The following is a 15,532-nucleotide window of genomic DNA, read 5'->3' as shown; positions in this document are numbered from 1 at the left end:
GATGGCGTAGATGTGCGGCTGGCTGGTGCGGCAATGGCCGTCCACGTCGATTGCTCCGCGGTCGGTCAGCCGTACCCCTGCGGAGGCCAGCCCATAGCCGGCCGTACGTGGCTGGAAACCCGTGGCTTGCAGGACCCTCTCGGCCTCCAGGACCTGTTGTTCGTCGCCCTGCCGGACCACTACACGGACACTGTCCGCGGCCTCTTCGATGGACTCGACGCGGGCGGAGGTCAGGACGCGGATTCCCTGTCGCTTGAACCGCTTGGTGAGCTCGGCCGACACCTCCGCGTCCTCCAGCGGTGCGATCCGGTCGAGGAACTCGACCAGCGTCACCTCGACACCGTAGGACCGCAGTAGATAGGCGAACTCGACGCCGATGGCACCTGCGCCGGCGATGATCAGGCTCGACGGAAGGTTGTCGGAGAGGATCTGCTCTTCGAACGTCACGACGCGCTGGCCCAATGTCGTGCCGGGCAGCAGCTTCACGGTCGCGCCGGTGGCGATGACGCACGAGCGGAAGGAGAGCGTCGCCTCGTCGTCGCGCAGGTGCACTCGCATCGTGTGCGGGTCGATGAAGGTGCCCCGGCCCTCGAACTGGGCGATCTTGTTCTTGCGCATGAGATAGCCGACGCCCTTCGCGCGGCCGTCGGCCACCACCCGGCTCCGCTCATAGGCGCTCTGGTAGTCCAGGCTCACGTCTCCGCCGACCCTTACGCCGAACTTCTCCGCGTCGTTCAGGATCAACTGCGCGACCTCGGCGTTGCGCAGCAGCGCCTTGGCCGGAATGCAGCCGATGTTCAGGCACACCCCGCCCCAGAAACGGCCCTCCACGATGGCCGTACGAAGCCCCAGCTGCGCGGAGCGGATGGCAGCCACATATCCGCCGGGGCCCGCACCGAGGACGACGACATCGAAGTCAGTGTCCATTCCACCTCTCCATTGGTGTCGGATGGCCTTGGGCAGTCCTGCCGTCTCCGTTCACGGCGCAGGATCCAGGAGCTCCAGAGGGCCGGACAACGCCGCGCGCACCTGGCGGGAGACCTCATCGACCAACACCTCGGGCACGTCGCGGCTGATCGCGTCGATGGTCTGCGCCGCCACCTCCGCAGCCGGCACTTTCGGCACGTCGAGACCCAGGGTGGCGTCGGTGTCCACAGGGCCCACATGCACCCCGACGACCAGTGTTCCCTGCTGTCGCAGACCAACGCGCAACGCATTGGTCAGCGACCACTCGGCAGCCTTCGACGCCGCATAGCTGGGCCACCGCTTGTTCACCCGCCACGACGCCACCGACAGGATGTTCACCAGAGCTCCGCCGCCGTTGGCCGCGAGCACCGGAGCGAAGGCCCGCGAGACCGCCCAGGTGCCCAGGTAGTTCACCTCCAGCTCGCGCCGCGCGCCCTCCAGAGATCCCTCCAGCAGGCTCGGCCCGGCCTGGATACCGGCGTTGTTGATCACGATGGTCGCGTCGGACGCCGCCACCGCCGCAGCCGCGATCTGGTCCTCGTCGGTGACATCGAGACGCAGCGTCTCGACCCCCGGCTCCCGGACGCTCTCGGGGTCGCGGACACCCGCATACACCTTCGCTGCGCCCCCGGCGAGCAGGGCACGGGTGAACGCCAGTCCGATGCCCCTGTTCGCGCCGGTCACCAGCGCGACCGATCCTTTGACCTCCATGGCCGGACACCTCGCTTTCGTCAGTTGCGTAACTGGATTTGCTGTGGCCGGGCGAGCAGTACGCGGCGGCGGCCACCTGTGCGGGCCGGCTTGCGTGGTGCGTCCTCATGCGCTCCAAGCGACGTCATACGCGGACGGATGGCGTGGATCGGACAGCGGACGACGATGCTTTTCCGGAGCACGTCGCGGCGGACCGTCAAGACAGCATGCGAACGGGGGTTCCGGCATTCCATGCGGCGATGTCCTCGACCGCGTCCCGATAGAAGACCTCATACAGATCCCGACTTACGTAGCCGATATGAGGTGTCACCACGGCGTTGCTCAGTGAACGCAGAGGGTGATCAGTGGGCAGGGGTTCGCGATCGAAGACATCCAGCGCCGCTGAACCAATCCTCTTTTCGGCCAATGCTCTGAGGAGTGCTGTCTCGTCCACCACAGGCCCGCGCGAGGTGTTCACCAAAATCGCCGTCGACTTCATGAGGCCAATTTCTCGCTCGCCGACGAGGCCTCGAGTGCGCTCACTGAGTACTACGTGAATACTCAACACATCGGAGCGCGTGAACAATTCGTCTCGCGAAACGTATGTCGCTCCTTTCGCCTGCGCGTCCGCGGGTGTCAGGTTCTTGCTCCAGGCAATGGTCTGCATGCCGAAGGCGCGCCCGAGCTCCGCTACCGCGGTCCCCAATCGCCCGAGGCCCAGAACTCCCAGAGTGGCCCCCCTGAGGCTCACCCCCAGTCCCTCTTGCCATCCACCTCGGCGAACGGAGTCCACCTGTTGTGGGATCAAGCGTGCTGCGGAAAGAATGAGCCCCCAGGTGAGTTCAACCGTCGGGTACGAGAAATAACCCGTACCGCACACGGTGATACCCGAACGGTGTGCGGCATCCAGATCGATTGCCGCGTTGACCGGCCCGGTGGTGACGAGCAACTTCAGACGTGGCAATCTCTTCAGGGTTGACGACGGAAAGGGGGTCCGCTCTCGCATGGCCACCACTACCTCGTACTCGGCGAGCGCCGTCACAACCGCCCCCTCGTTTTCGAAGGCTTCAGTGAAGACACGCACCTCGGCGTGGAGCGAATCCCAGTCGGCCAGGCCCAGCGCAACGCCTTGATAGTCGTCCAGAATCGCGATTCTCATGCGGATCCTCCTACTTTTGTCAATCGGACCGAAGCGTTGGTGGGTGGGGTTTGAACTTCCCTACGCGGCGGGTCCGGCGTACGCAGTGGAGCCTCGTCCAGCTGCTGAGCTTGCTCGGGTTGCCGCGTTGAGGCAAGGACGCGTCAGGCCACCGCGCTGATGTCACCCGTATGGTCACAAGTCGGCTGGTAGACGGTGGAGTAGACCTGCTCATGGAGCTGCTGCCGTCCGACTGCCAGGCGATCACGGCGATGTCGAACTGGGCGTGGAGCGCCGGCGCGATCAGCTTCGGGCGGCGACGCGGTTGCCCGGCTCTCGGCGTAGGCCTCGGACTGCCCGCGGCCGATGCTCTTGCCTCGAGCCTCGCGACTTTTGCAGCAGCGCCGACGCGTGCACCGAGATCGGCTCCTCGGCAACTGCCCGTGGCTGAACTCGACCCGCTCAAGCCCTGTCTGGCACATCGGTGGGCTGAAACCGCCGGGACGGTGACCACCTCCGTGATGGGATCCGGCGCGGCGTGCACCAGCAAGAAGGCTTCAGGCTTGCCCCGCCGTCGCCGTCGGTGCGGCAAGTGACCGTCAGACGCGATCGGACGAAGCTTTCAGCATCGTGTCGGGCTCTCTTTTGGTATCGTGTCGGGCTCTTTCGGTGGCACGGTGAACGCCGGGTGCGGTGTGGTGCCGTTGCCTGGTGTGAAGTGTCCTTCGTCGGTGCCGGCCCAGTGGGTTGTGGGTGTGTCGTCGGTTGTGGCCCGGTGTGGTGTGGGGGCCGCCGGGTGTTGTTTGGTGGTGCGGAAGGCCAGCAGGACTGCGGAACCCGCGGCCCACAGGATGAGTGTCGCCAGCGGGGCGAGGACGTGGGAGCTCCGGAAGTAGCTGAGGTCGGCGATGGCGCGGACGGCGGCGCCGGGGGGCAGCAGTGCCGACACGGTCCGGGCTCCGCTGGGCATCAGGTCGGCGCCGACGGTCGCGCCGCTGGTGGAGTTGCCGACGGTCAGCAGCAGCAGGGTGGCGAGGGGGATACCGAGGGGGCCGACGTAGGTGGCCAGCATTTTCGTGGTGAAGGCTGCGGCGGCGGCCAGCAGGGCCAGGACGAAGGCGAGGGGGAGATACGGCGCGGGGACGGCGTCGAGGATGGGACCGGCGATGGCGGCCGCGACAAGGCCCGACGCTGCGGCGAACACGGCCATCAGGGTGAAGCGGTGCCGCAGGTGGAGCAGGCTGCTGAGTCCCACGACGTTCTGGGCGAGGGCGAAGCCGGAGAGGGTCACCCCGAAGGAGACGTAGAACCCGGCCAGGCCGCGGGCGTCATACCGGTTCAGCGGCACGATGTCGGAGACGCTGAGGCGCTGGTCGGCGCCGTGTGCGTAGGCCGTGACGAGCTTGGTGACCGCGGTGGTCGTCGACAGGCCGTTCGCGCTCGCGACGTCGAGTTTGAGGTCTTTGCCGTGGGGGCCGGTGCCGAGCATGGCCACGATGTCGCGGTGGCGCAGCGCATCGAGTGCCTCGGCGGTGGAGTCGGTGCGCCGGACGTCGATCGAGTCGCCCAGGGACTGCTGGACCTTGTTCGCCAGCTGCGGTCCCGTGACCGCCACGGGGATCCGGTGGGGCTGGGGGTCGCGCATGAGTCCGACGTAGCAACTGACGAACGCAGAGACGATGACCAGGCCGATCAGGAACGGCTGCAGCCAGATGCGGATGGGCTGGCGGCGCCTGTGATGCGGGGGGTGGGGCTGGGGATGCACTCCGGGTTACTCCATGACTGGTGGTGGATCGACGACAGTGGGACCGTTCACGGCGACGCCGCTGGGCGGCTCACTGCGCCGGGTCACCCTCTCGAGCCGGGCGGCGGTGGCGACGGCCTCGGCGACCGCGGGGGGCCACTCGCGGCTCGAAGGGGGAGGGGACGATGTGGTCGGGGCGCAGCTCGTCTGCGACCACGGCGGAGCCGTCGGTGATGACCGCGACGGTGTGGGAGGCCCAGGTGTAGTCGTGAACGAGCTCGGGCTGCTCGGAGATCGCGGTGCACACCTCGGCGACGCCGGGGGTGTAGGCGAGGGAGAGGTCGTCGCTGTCGCGCAGAGGCACGGTCGATGTGATCGTCATCTTGCCGCGGCGGTACAGCGCGAAGACCGGCTTGCTGTCCCGGCCGACGGCTTCGCGGTGCCCGGCTGACGTGGCGCTTTCTGCGTTCATGACTGCTGTTCCTTCGTGCGCGTCCCGCCTGCCTGCCCCGGGCAGGCAAACGCGCGGGCTGCGGTGGAGGTCCGTTCCCCCGTGCTGGTGCCGTACGGCACGGCGCGGTTGCTCGCGGGCGGTCGGCAGGGACGGGCAGGCGTCCGCGGCGGCGGGCCGGCGCCGTGCGCTGTGGTGCCGTGCACTGTCGCGCCGTGCGCTGTGGTGCCGGCGGTCAGCGGCCCTGGAAGTCGATGGCGGGCCGGGGCTGCTTTGCCTTGAAGGCCTTGACCGCTGAGGCGAGGCCCTTGTTGACGTCGTCGGTTTCGAACAGCGGCATGGCGATGTCGAACATCGCCTCGTCCGCGGCGGAGACACCGCCGACAGCCCAGGCGCGCAGCAGGGCCTTGTGTGCGGCGTGGGCGCGGGTGGGTCCCTGGGCCGCCTTGCGAGCGAAGGCGGTCGCCTCGGCCAGCAGGGTGTCGTCGGCGACGACCCGGTTGACGACACCGGCGTCGGCCATGACCCTGGCGGGCACCTGCTCGGAGGTGAGTGCCCACTCCGCGGCGCGTGCCCGGCCCGCACGCTCGGCGACCCGGTAGATCCCGCCGAGCACGGTGACGATGCCCAGGGTCTGCTCGGGGTGGCCGAAGCGGGCCGTCTCGCCCGCGAAGATCACGTCGGCGCGGAGCGCGAGTTCCAGACCGCCGCCGAAGCACAGCCCGTGGACGGCGGCGATCACCGGCAGCGGGAGCCGCTCGAGCTGGTTGAAGACCTGCATGTAGCGCTCGAAAAGGGTCCGCAGTTCACGTACGTCCGCATCCGGCCAGTCGACGATGTCGCCGCCGAAGCTGAAGTCCGGGCCCTCGGCGCGCACCAGGACCGCGCGGGCGTCGCTGTGGCCGATCGCCTCCAGCGCTTCGGCGAGGTCGGTGGCCATCTGCGGGTCGATGCGGTTCTGCGGCGGATTGGTCAGGACCAGCGTGGCGAGTCCATCGTCGATGGAGTAGGTCAGATGGGGCATGGTTCGTCCTTGCACTCTGTCGGGGGCGCTCGTCAGGAGAGGTGCCGGCGGAACCAGTCGAGGGCGCCGGTGCTCGCCTGGTCGAACTCGGTGGTGTACGGGTCGAAGTGGCCGCCGGGGATCATCTGCAGCCGCTTGGGCTCCAGGGCCTGCTCGAAGGCCGCGAGCCCCGTGTCGGTGAGGGTCACGGTGTCGTTCGCGGCGACCACCATGAGCAGCGGCGTGGGGGAGACCCGGGTGACCCAGGTCCCGGGCTCGTACATGCGGGCCAGCCGGTTGGAGCGGACCGTGACCTCGTTGCTCCACACGCCCTCCGGTACGGGCTGGAGGTAGAAGTCGATGGCTTCCTGCGTGCGATAGGAGGCGGGTACGGCCGGGTCGTCGCCGACGACGGCCTGGGTGCGGGGGGCCTCGCCGCGGGCCTGGGCGCGCTCGTCCTCGTCGAAGGCCGCCTCCAGCTTCGCGACCGCTTCCGGCGCGATGCGCCGCCGCCCCTGCTCGAAGCCGCTGATGGTCGGCACCTGGGCGACCACGGCGCGCAGTCGGCGGTCGGTGGCGCCCAGCACGATCGCGTGGCCACCGGCGTAGCTGGTGCCCCACAGGCCGATCCGGCCGGCGTCGACCTCGGGGCGGCTCTCCAGATACGAGATGGCGCGGCGCCAGTCGGCGATCTGCCGCCAGGGGTCGATGTCCTGCCGGGGAAGGCCGTCGCTGGCGCCGAAGTTGCGGTGGTCGTGCAGCAGGACGACGAAGCCCGCTTCGGCAAAGACCCGCGCGAAGGGCTCCAGGCCGTGGTCCCTGACCCCGGCGTAGCCGTGGGCCATGGTGACCGCCGGGTGGGGGCCGGGACCGTCCGGCAGGAAGAGCCAGCCGCGCAGCGTGACCCCGCCGTCGGCGTCGAATGCGACATCCTCGCGCTGGACCATTGAACAACCTCCTCGGTGCGACCAGGGCCGGGCCCTGGCCGGAATGACGGAAACGGGGGCTCAGCCCCGGTGGAAGTACTCGGCGTCGAGCACGCCGTTCAGCCTGCGGCCCAGTTCGGCGGAGAACCGGTGGACGGCGCCGAGCGGCCGGTGGTGGATGGCGGCCCGGACGATCTGCCCGTCCGCGTTCTTCGTCAGGATCGTCACGCCGTCGATCTGCGTGCCGCCGAACGCGGTGGCCTTCCACTCCAGGTAGGAGCGCTCCCCGCTGACGGTCTCCTGCGTGAAGACGAGCGAGTCGTAGATCGTGCTCGCCGCCGCCATCACGTTCTTGACCTGGTCGCGGCCCTCGACCGTGCGGGTAAGGGCGCTCGCCTCCAGCGTCACCTCGGCGGCGAACGCGTCGCTGAACGCGTTGGCCGACTTCTCCTCGAAGGCGTTGGTCCAGGCAGACGCCTGTACGGCGGGCAGCGCGCGGGCCAGGAAGCGATCGAGGTGGCCCGCGACGTGGGTCGGCTGCTCCAGATGGGCCCAGTGCCCGGCCTGGCCGACCGCCACTGTCTCGGGCGCGGCGAACCGCGGCGCGACCCCCTGGGTGACCGACTCGTCGGTGACGAAGCCGTCGTCCTCCCCGCGCACGATGAGCACGGGCCCCGTGTACCGGCTGGGCTGCTCGCCCGCCGGGTGCCCGTTGTTCCAGCAGTCGGCAGCCTCCCGCACGGTCTCGGGACGCATCCGCGTGCCGCTGACCACCAGCCGGTCGAGGTCCGCCTCCGCCAGCGCTGCCGACAGCTGGGTCCTGACCGCGCGCTGCGCGTCGCCGTCACCACCCAGGGAACGGAAGGCGTCCATCACCTCGTCGGGCTGCCGGGTGCCGGCCAGCGGGACCGGGGTGACCAGGACCAGACCGAGAGCCCGGTCGGGGCGCTGTGCGGCCACCAGCTCGGCGACCGCAGATCCCAGGCTCTGCCCGACGATCACGAAGGGTTTGCCGAGGGCGTCGGCCACGGCGCCCACCTCGTCGGCGAACCGGTAGTAGGTGAACGGCCCGCTCGCCTGCGTGCGGTCCCCGCTCCCTGCCAGGTCGAGGGTGACGCATTCGATGCCGGGGGTGGCGAGTTCACCGATCAGGCCGTCCCAGACGTACTGGTCGTCCAGGAAGCCGTGGACGAACACCACAGCGAAGTCTCCCTCGCCCTGCCGCCGGAACCGCACATCGCTCGTTCCGATCCGCTCTGTCCTCATTGCCGTGCTCACTTTCCGGGAGCGACGCTGACCTCGCCCGAGGGCGACCATTCCCTGGTGTTGATCGGGGACCAGTCGGCGGGCCGTCCGTCCAGGCGCTGCATGCGCTGGTCGTGCCGGGCTGCGAGCAGTTCCTTGTCCAGGGGCGTGGTGAAGACGTTCTCGACCAGCGTGTACTCGGCGGCCAGGCGTCCCACGGCCGGGAGGGCGGCGGTGTCGATGCGGCCCCGCTCCAGGTAGAGGTCGTCCCGGACGTGGAAGCGCACCACCCGGCCCCACACCACGTGGTCGACCATGTCGTCCCCGACGGGGATGATCCGGTCGACGACGCACTCGAAGGAGATCGGCGCGTCCTTGACCCGGGGCGCGCGCACGACCTCGGACGGCTCCTTGCCGAGGTCGAGCGCCTCGAACTCGTCCACGTCCGGCTCGAACCCGTATGCCGAACCGTGCATGGCGTCCGCCTGCGGCAGCGTCACCAGGTTGGTGACGAACTCGCCGGTGTCACGGATGTTGATGAAGGTGTCCTTCAGTGTGACGCCGTCCGCCTGCGGCTGCAGGGTGATCGAGACCATGGGCGGCTTCCTGCCGACGGCGGTGAAGAAGGAGATGGGCGCGAGATTGGCCACGCCCTCGGTCGACACCGTGCTGACCCAGGCCACGGCGCGCGGAATGATGCTTCCGATCAGCAGTTTGTACGCGTGGGCGGCGTCCAGTTCCGCAGCGTCAATGATCATCGTCAGACCTCCATCGGTGGGAACGCGGCATGGGAACAGCGCTGCACGCCGTACGACCACTGCCGGGAGAACGGCTCATGGGCGGCGCCGGAGAGAAGGGGCGCTGTACCTCGAGTCCCCGTTTGAAATAAGCGTATGCCTTTTGACTATGTCGCGCAAGTGGGGCATTCGGCATCTAGTCGACATAATGGGATGATGTAAGGACATAGCTGTACCCTGCTTGCCTATGGCGGAAGTACGGCAGTGCCCGCTGTGGCGACGCCCAGAGAGGAGTTGGCCGATGAGGATCCGCACAGCTTCTGGAGCGGCGCGGGCTGCGGATTACCGGCCTGGGGAGACGGGTCGTCGACAACTGCTGGGCCCTGTCGCGCTGGCGGCATGTCGACCGTCCGGAACTGTCACAGGGTCAGTTGCGGGGGCACCTCGCCGCCGAGCAGGGTGACCAGCCGGGCGAGGAGCGCGTCGAGTTCGCGGCCGACGTCGGTGATGCGTGGGTCGCCGTAGCTGGCGAACAGCAGGCTCGGCTGGTCGATGGCCAGCTTCGTGTTGCCGTCGAGGTCGCTGTACAGGAGGGTCCGCAGGGGAGCGTGAAGCATGACCGACGGGTCGTGGCGGTACATGCGTTCGGCGATGGTGTGGTTGCCCATGAGGTACTGGGTGGCCTTCCAGTAGGACGCCGATCCGGTCATCACGGCGGTGATGTCGCTGCGGTAATAGCGCATGAAGCCGTGCGGAGCGTTGATCTCGGCCAGCTCGAGCGTGGCCTGCCAGGAGGTCATGTCGTAGAAGCGGCCGAGATCGGCCTCGGGGACGAGGGTTTCGTAGTGCTCGCGGGTCGCGTCGTAGGGAGTGGGGAGCCCCACGACAAGTCGCCGGGCGGCGTGGTCGATGACGCCGGTACGCGTGGTCATCTGAAATTCCTCCGGGAAAAGGGAACCGGGCTCCCGCAAAGCGGGGCGGGGAAATTCGAACGCTGCCTTCCACGTCTCGCGGTCCGCAGCCTGCCGCGTGGCCTGCCGCGGACGCGGCATCATCGTCGCGCGCTGGGTGCCCTGCACCCCGGAGGTGCGTTGGCTGCATGCCGCAGCGGAAGGTGGCGGCCCGGCGGGACGCCTCGGTCGCAACGCCTTCCTACGACGTGCTGGGCGGCGCTCATTTGACAGCTCCTGCCCCGGTCGCCGGCGGCCGGTATCCCGTTCAGGTTGGCTGACGGCCGTCAGGGGTGCGACCCGAGCGGGGTGGGCCGGCGCCCGCGCGCACTCCATGGCTTCAGATGGCCCCGACCGGGCGGTGGGTTCGGCTGTCACATTCAGATGGCCCCGACCGGGCGGTGGTTCGGCTGTCACATCGCCGCGCGCATACGGGCGTCGATGTCGTCGCCGACCGTGGTGCGGGTGGCCTGGTCGACCACTGTCGCCTCCACGGCTTCTCCTGGTCACTTTCCCAGTAGCCCGACCGCCCCGTACCACACCGGACCGGGGTTGAGCAGATCCGGGTACAGCCCCGTCATCCGGTCGAAGAACTCGTGGGCGGTCGGGTTTTCGTCGAGCAGCCGGATGGCGTTCAGCAGGTACTGCCGGGTTCTGTCGAGAATGGCGGGATCATCCGGTAGATCCTTGTTCTTGTGGCCGGCCACAACCGTGCGCGGCTCGAGCGCGGCGACGCGATCGATGGCCCCGAGCCATTTCTGCAGGCCGCCATCGCCGCCTTCGAGGAGGTACTGGTGCACCCCGTTGTAGGCGACGTCGCCGGCCACTATGAGGCCGATGGACGGGACGTGCAGGACGGACGTCTCGTCGGTGTCCGTGTGCCCGACCTCGACGGCCTGGATGAGGTTGCGCTCCAGCTGGAAGCCGTCGGCGGGAATGGGCTGGGCCAGAACCGGGCTGTCGGGAATCAGGCCGGGGAAGCGCTTGTCCCACATCTGCTCGCGCCCGTCGGTGGCCTGCTGGTGCATGACCTCGATGGTGCCGCGGGTCGCGTAGACGGTGGTGCCGGGGAATCGCTTCACTAGTTCAGCGGTGCCGAACCAGTGATCGCCGTGTCCGTGGGTGGAGTAGATGTGGGTCAGGCGCCTGTCGGACCGCTCGACCCAGTCACCGACCTGTTCGGTCTGTTCACGGGTGAACGGCGGATCGACCAGGACGGCGTCCTCTTCCCCGAAGATCAGCGTCGAGGTCAGCGGTGAGGAAACGAGCCGGTCGCCGTTCGGCAGACGTTCCTCGCCGGCCCGGGGTGTGCCGTCCGAAACGAAGGTCTCGTACTCCAGAGAGCTGGGCGCGGATGCGGTCATGATGACTCCTCCCTGAGGGGCAACGTGCGGCTCGCGCGGTCGTCTGGTCACGTACCTGCGGCGGCGGACCGCTTGCGCAGCGGAATTCAATGCCTGCACAACGACGACTGTACGACATAACCGTATGTGCCTTGACTCTGTCGTTGAGTCGAGTTACTTTCGGCTGGAGAAGTACGACAGGCCAGGCAGCATTCGCAGGTATCGACATGGCTGATCGGTCACAGCTCTCTTGTGGCTGCCTCTGAGTCCCGAGGAAGCGAACATGCCCGGAGCGCAACTGAGCTGGAGCGTCCACGTAGCACCGTCGATCCCCACCGAGGTCGCGGACCTGCCGCCCGACGTCCCCCGGCGTATGTGGTCGCCCATCACGGCCACACTGATCACAGGCGAGCGCGACGCGGTGCTGGTCGACGCGCTGATGACCGCCGAGCAGGCCGACCGACTGGCCGACTGGGTTGCGGCGAGCGGCATGAACCTCACCACGGTCTTCGTGACCCATGGGCACGGTGACCACTGGTTCGGGCTGGGTACCGTTCTTGAACGCTTCCCGGGGGCGCGCGCGGTGGCGACGCCGGCGGTGGTGGAGCAGATGAAGAAGCAGATGGCGCCGGAGTTCGTCGCGTCGTTCTGGGACAAGCGCTTCCCCGGCCAGATCCCGAGCAGACTCGTGGCCGCGGAGCCGCTGGCCGACGATCGGCTGGAGCTGGAGGGCCACGACCTCGTCGTCGTGGGACTCGGACACACGGACACCGATGACACCACCTGTCTGCACGTGCCGTCGATCGGCCTGGTCGTGGCCGGAGACGCCGTCTACAACGATGTTCACCTCTACCTCGCGGAATCGCCCGCCGAGGGCCGCCGAGCCTGGCTGCACGCGCTCGACACCATCGCTGCGCTGGAGCCCGAAGCGGTGGTCGCGGGACACAAGAACCCCGACCGTCCCGACGACCCGAAGGCAATTGCCGAGACCCGGCGCTACATTCACGATTTCGAGGCGGTCGCAGAGCGCACCACGACCACTCTCGACCTCTACCGCGGCATGTTGGAACTGCACCCTGGCCGAGTCAACCAGGGCGCACTGTGGGGCTCGGCGAGGTCGGCCAAGGGCTGAGTGGCCGGGCCTGGCCGCCCAGTCACGCTCAGGTCGGGGAGCCCGGAGCAAGGGGGTGTCAGCCGACTGCGTTGGAAGCCGATACTCGCCATTCGGGGAGTTACACTTCCAAACGTAATAAGTGAATAGGCTATGGACATGTTGCTGTAGCTGCCGTCACCGAAAGAGATCCGCGAATGTCCTGGACTGCGACAGCCCGATATGGCCTGGAGCCCGCCCCGGGTGGGCTGGCCTTCGTGCAGGACCTGCTCAACACACTGTCCGCGGGCAAGCCCCGGGAGCCCGACCTTCTGCAGACCGCCGAGGGCGCCCGTGCTTGGCTTGACCAGGCATTGCAGAGCTGGAGTGGCGTGTCCCACCGGCCCGCGCCCGGCATCGAACTGACAGCCGAGGACGTGCAGGGCCTGCGCGACTTCCGTCATGACCTGGGTCAGAGCCTCCACGCCCAGCTCGGTGACCCGGCGACGGAGACCGGCCCGGCGGCTTCACTGATGACCTTGCCCACCGCGCTGCGGCTCGACGAGCATGGGGCTGTCCACGCCGAGCCCCGCGGCACGGGATGGCGGCAGGTGGCGTCACTCGCCCTCATCGAGGTCTACCAGGCGCAGTGCACCGATACCCTGCGCCGCCTGAAGTCCTGCCGAAACACGCGCTGCCTGACTGCCTTCTACGACCGCTCCCGCAACAACAGCGGCGTCTGGCACGACGTCCACGTCTGCGGCAACGCGGCCAACCTGCGCAACTATCGTGCGCGCAAGCGGGCCGGCGCCGACCAGGTCTGACAGCCGGCCCTTCGGCGCGGGCCTCGCCGTTGTGCCTCGCTCGGCGGAGGTGGCTGACAGTGAGCAGGGCCTGTTGGCCCACGCTCAGGTGCTGTCAGAAGTAGTGGACATCGCGCAGGTCGATACTGACCATGAGGTGGTCGTGGTCGGGACGCCCGTCGGACCGCCGGAGATACGCGCGACGCCTGGTCGGGAACTTGATTCCGTCTGCTTCATCGATGTCGTAGACGTACTGCGCGGCCGCGAAACCGCCCGCGATGTCAACGTGGTAGTCGTGCCGCCTGAGCAGATGGTCGTCCCCGAAGTAGAAGTCCTGCACGGTGCTGTGGCTTGCGATGTCGTCCGGGAAAGTGACCCGCAGATGACGCCATCGCTCGGTTGACGACTCGTTCCACGGTTCCGCCTCCTCTACGCCCATGCCCTTCATGATCGCGAAGAACGGCGTGGTCAGGTACGTCCACAGGGCGTAGCCGTTGAAGTAGGCGCGGTCCAGCGGATCCCAGGGCGTTTCCAGGGTGTGTCCCCGGAACGACGCTCGTGGATTGGGACGTTCGGCTACGACGGTGCCGTCGGCGCGTTCGATCGCGATGCGGTCGGGCGTGAACTCCGAGCACTGTTCGGGGGACCCGAAGGGGCGCACTGAAGCGTGTTCCTTGTGCATGTCGACAGTCATCCGGCGTGGTTGGAGGTCCTTGGGCAGGCCCTTGGCCGCAAAGAGCTCTCCGTCACTGACGATGGTGGCAGTCACGGTTGCGAACTGGTCCCACCGCTCCGTGCCGCCATGGGCCTTGAGAACTGCTGAGAGTAGGTCGGTCACATCTCCTCCAACAGTCGGCGAGCAGGGTGCTCGGATTGCGCCTTGCGGGGCCGAGACAGGAATCCGCCTGTTGCTTTCCGGCCCTGCTTGTCAGGTGAAGTATGCGTCTTCGAAGGGCCCAGGGTCAGGTCAGGCCCTTCTGGCCCCGGGGCGGTCACCCCTGCGCGCGCATCCGCAGGGCTACGTGCGCCACGGGATCCCTCGGCCCCCTGCGACGGGCCGCCCGACTGCCGACTTCCGACGGCAGGAGCCACCTTGGAGCACAGATATTTGCTTTAGCGTGAATGAGTGCTACGATCGAGCTAAAGCACACTTCCGTGCTTTAAGGAGTCGGTGCGACGTCGCGCGAGATGTCGCCGATCGCCTCCCGGGATCTTCCTGGCCCCGCTCTCACATCAGGAGTCAAATATGAGTTCCACGCAGTCCTTGCTACTGCCGTACCAAATGCGCGACGTCTCTCTGACGAACCGCGTGGTCATGGCCCCGTTGACGCGGAGTCGTGCACGCAATCGCGATCTCCTGCCCACTGATCTCCACATCGACTACTACGCTCAGCGGGCATCAGCCGGTCTGATCATCTCCGAGGGTGTGTGGATCAGCCGTGACGCGGTCGGATGGCATGACGTTCCGGGGCTGTTCACCGATGAGCAGGTCGCCCACTGGAAGCAGGTGACAGATGCGGTCCACCTCGCAGGTGGTGTCATCTTCGCTCAGCTGTGGCACACCGGGTCCGCTTCTCACCCCGACTTCTTCGACGGCCGCCCGCCTCTCGCGCCTTCGGCCGTCAACCCGGGGCTACTGGCCCCGACATCGACTGGTCGCAAGCCCACCGTGGAGCCCCGGGCGATGTCGGCGCACGACCTCCGGCAGACGGTCGCCGACTATGCGACGGCGGCTCGCAACGCCATGGCGGCGGGATTCGACGGTGTGCAGCTGCAGGCAGGTTTCAACTACCTGATCAGTCAGTTCCTGAACCCCCGCACCAATCTGCGCACGGACCACTACGGTGGCTCGATCGAGAACCGCGCCCGCTTCCTCTTCGAGATCATCGAGGCCGTCGGCGAGTTCGTCGACCTGCGGCGTGTCGGTGTGAAAGCCGGACCCGCCTGGTCCGAGACAGGAGAATTCGTCTCCGGGGTCGAGGCGCTGGCTGACAGCGAGTACGTGCTCGGACGGCTCAACGACTATGAACTGTCACATCTCCTGCTCATGGGGATGATGGTCGACTCCACCGGAGGACCGTTGGAGGACCTGGCCGGCGATGGCATGTTCCGGCACTTCCGGAAGGTCTATCAAGGCACCGTCATGGCGAACGTCGGGTTCGACCAGCACCGAGGGAACGCGATTCTGAGCGACGGCCTGGCGGATCTGGTCGCCTACGGGCAGCCGTTCATCGCCAATCCGGATCTGCCGGCCCGGATCGCCTCCCATGCGCCGCTCGCCGAACCGAAGAAGGACCTCTTCTACGGTCCGGATGCCGCCGGCTACACCGATTACCCGCTACTGGAAGGGTGAAGCGGGACGGAACCACGGCCAGGCCGGGTGGCCCTGGCAAGCGCCCGAGCGGGGCAGTGACGCTGTCATCATCCCGATGGTCGCGGAGCGTGC

At 67.9% G+C, this 15,532-nt stretch carries 14 protein-coding genes and 1 pseudogene; 3 read left to right on the top strand and 12 right to left on the bottom strand.

Annotated features, from left to right (window positions below):
• The 11 genes and pseudogenes from AQJ27_RS38270 to AQJ27_RS38220 all read right to left on the bottom strand — a co-directional run.
• Window positions 1–927: dihydrolipoyl dehydrogenase family protein (locus AQJ27_RS38270; protein WP_067379352.1), on the bottom strand; the 927-nt coding region annotated here is incomplete at its 3' end.
• Between the two features lie 51 nt (window positions 928–978).
• On the bottom strand, window positions 979–1,677 hold the full coding sequence (locus AQJ27_RS38265) for an SDR family oxidoreductase (protein WP_067379350.1): 699 nt from the start codon (window positions 1,675–1,677) through the stop codon (window positions 979–981).
• Between the two features lie 196 nt (window positions 1,678–1,873).
• Window positions 1,874–2,815 (bottom strand): D-2-hydroxyacid dehydrogenase family protein, encoded by a 942-nt coding sequence (locus AQJ27_RS38260; RefSeq protein ID WP_067379347.1) that lies wholly within the window; start codon window positions 2,813–2,815, stop codon window positions 1,874–1,876.
• 601 nt (window positions 2,816–3,416) lie between these two features.
• Window positions 3,417–4,559 (bottom strand): hypothetical protein, encoded by a 1,143-nt coding sequence (locus AQJ27_RS38255; RefSeq protein WP_067379344.1) that lies wholly within the window; start codon window positions 4,557–4,559, stop codon window positions 3,417–3,419.
• Between the two features lie 157 nt (window positions 4,560–4,716).
• Window positions 4,717–5,010: pseudogene (locus tag AQJ27_RS53055) on the bottom strand (NAD-dependent malic enzyme); the annotation flags it as partial.
• 214 nt (window positions 5,011–5,224) lie between these two features.
• Window positions 5,225–6,013 carry an enoyl-CoA hydratase/isomerase family protein gene (locus tag AQJ27_RS38245; protein WP_067379339.1) on the bottom strand — a complete coding sequence of 263 codons (789 nt, stop codon included), beginning with the start codon at window positions 6,011–6,013 and terminating at the stop codon, window positions 5,225–5,227.
• A 32-nt stretch (window positions 6,014–6,045) separates the two neighbouring features.
• Window positions 6,046–6,939, bottom strand: coding sequence for an alpha/beta hydrolase (locus AQJ27_RS38240; protein ID WP_067379337.1), 894 nt, complete (start codon window positions 6,937–6,939; stop codon window positions 6,046–6,048).
• 60 nt (window positions 6,940–6,999) lie between these two features.
• Window positions 7,000–8,184 (bottom strand): alpha/beta fold hydrolase, encoded by a 1,185-nt coding sequence (locus AQJ27_RS53050; protein WP_159064495.1) that lies wholly within the window; start codon window positions 8,182–8,184, stop codon window positions 7,000–7,002.
• A gap of 8 nt (window positions 8,185–8,192) precedes the next feature.
• Window positions 8,193–8,921, bottom strand: coding sequence for a flavin reductase family protein (locus AQJ27_RS38230; protein ID WP_067379335.1), 729 nt, complete (start codon window positions 8,919–8,921; stop codon window positions 8,193–8,195).
• Window positions 8,922–9,319: 398 nt separating this feature from the next.
• The gene (locus AQJ27_RS38225) at window positions 9,320–9,832 is read right to left on the bottom strand and encodes a DUF302 domain-containing protein (RefSeq protein ID WP_067379332.1); all 513 of its coding nucleotides are present in this window, start codon (window positions 9,830–9,832) and stop codon (window positions 9,320–9,322) included.
• A gap of 524 nt (window positions 9,833–10,356) precedes the next feature.
• On the bottom strand, window positions 10,357–11,214 hold the full coding sequence (locus AQJ27_RS38220) for an MBL fold metallo-hydrolase (protein ID WP_067379330.1): 858 nt from the start codon (window positions 11,212–11,214) through the stop codon (window positions 10,357–10,359).
• Window positions 11,215–11,476: 262 nt separating this feature from the next.
• Between AQJ27_RS38220 and AQJ27_RS38215 the strand changes: the two genes are divergently transcribed.
• Together AQJ27_RS38215 and AQJ27_RS38210 are read left to right on the top strand one after the other, a co-directional pair.
• Complete coding sequence (locus AQJ27_RS38215) at window positions 11,477–12,325, top strand: MBL fold metallo-hydrolase (protein ID WP_067379328.1); 849 nt, start codon at window positions 11,477–11,479, stop codon at window positions 12,323–12,325.
• A 176-nt stretch (window positions 12,326–12,501) separates the two neighbouring features.
• Window positions 12,502–13,107, top strand: coding sequence for a CGNR zinc finger domain-containing protein (locus tag AQJ27_RS38210; RefSeq protein WP_067379327.1), 606 nt, complete (start codon window positions 12,502–12,504; stop codon window positions 13,105–13,107).
• Window positions 13,108–13,201: 94 nt separating this feature from the next.
• On the opposite strand, the gene AQJ27_RS38205 is transcribed toward AQJ27_RS38210, so the two are convergent.
• Complete coding sequence (locus tag AQJ27_RS38205; RefSeq protein ID WP_067379325.1) at window positions 13,202–13,924, bottom strand: hypothetical protein; 723 nt, start codon at window positions 13,922–13,924, stop codon at window positions 13,202–13,204.
• Window positions 13,925–14,257: 333 nt separating this feature from the next.
• On the opposite strand from AQJ27_RS38205, the gene AQJ27_RS38200 reads away from it, so the two are divergent.
• Window positions 14,258–15,439, top strand: coding sequence for an alkene reductase (locus tag AQJ27_RS38200; protein WP_235613743.1), 1,182 nt, complete (start codon window positions 14,258–14,260; stop codon window positions 15,437–15,439).
• Window positions 15,440–15,532 lie beyond the last annotated feature (93 nt).

Origin of the sequence: Streptomyces olivochromogenes, assembly GCF_001514115.1 — a bacterium.
In the GTDB taxonomy this organism is placed as follows: Bacteria; Actinomycetota; Actinomycetes; order Streptomycetales; family Streptomycetaceae; genus Streptomyces; species Streptomyces olivochromogenes.
This window is presented reverse-complemented; position numbering and strand designations above follow the sequence as displayed.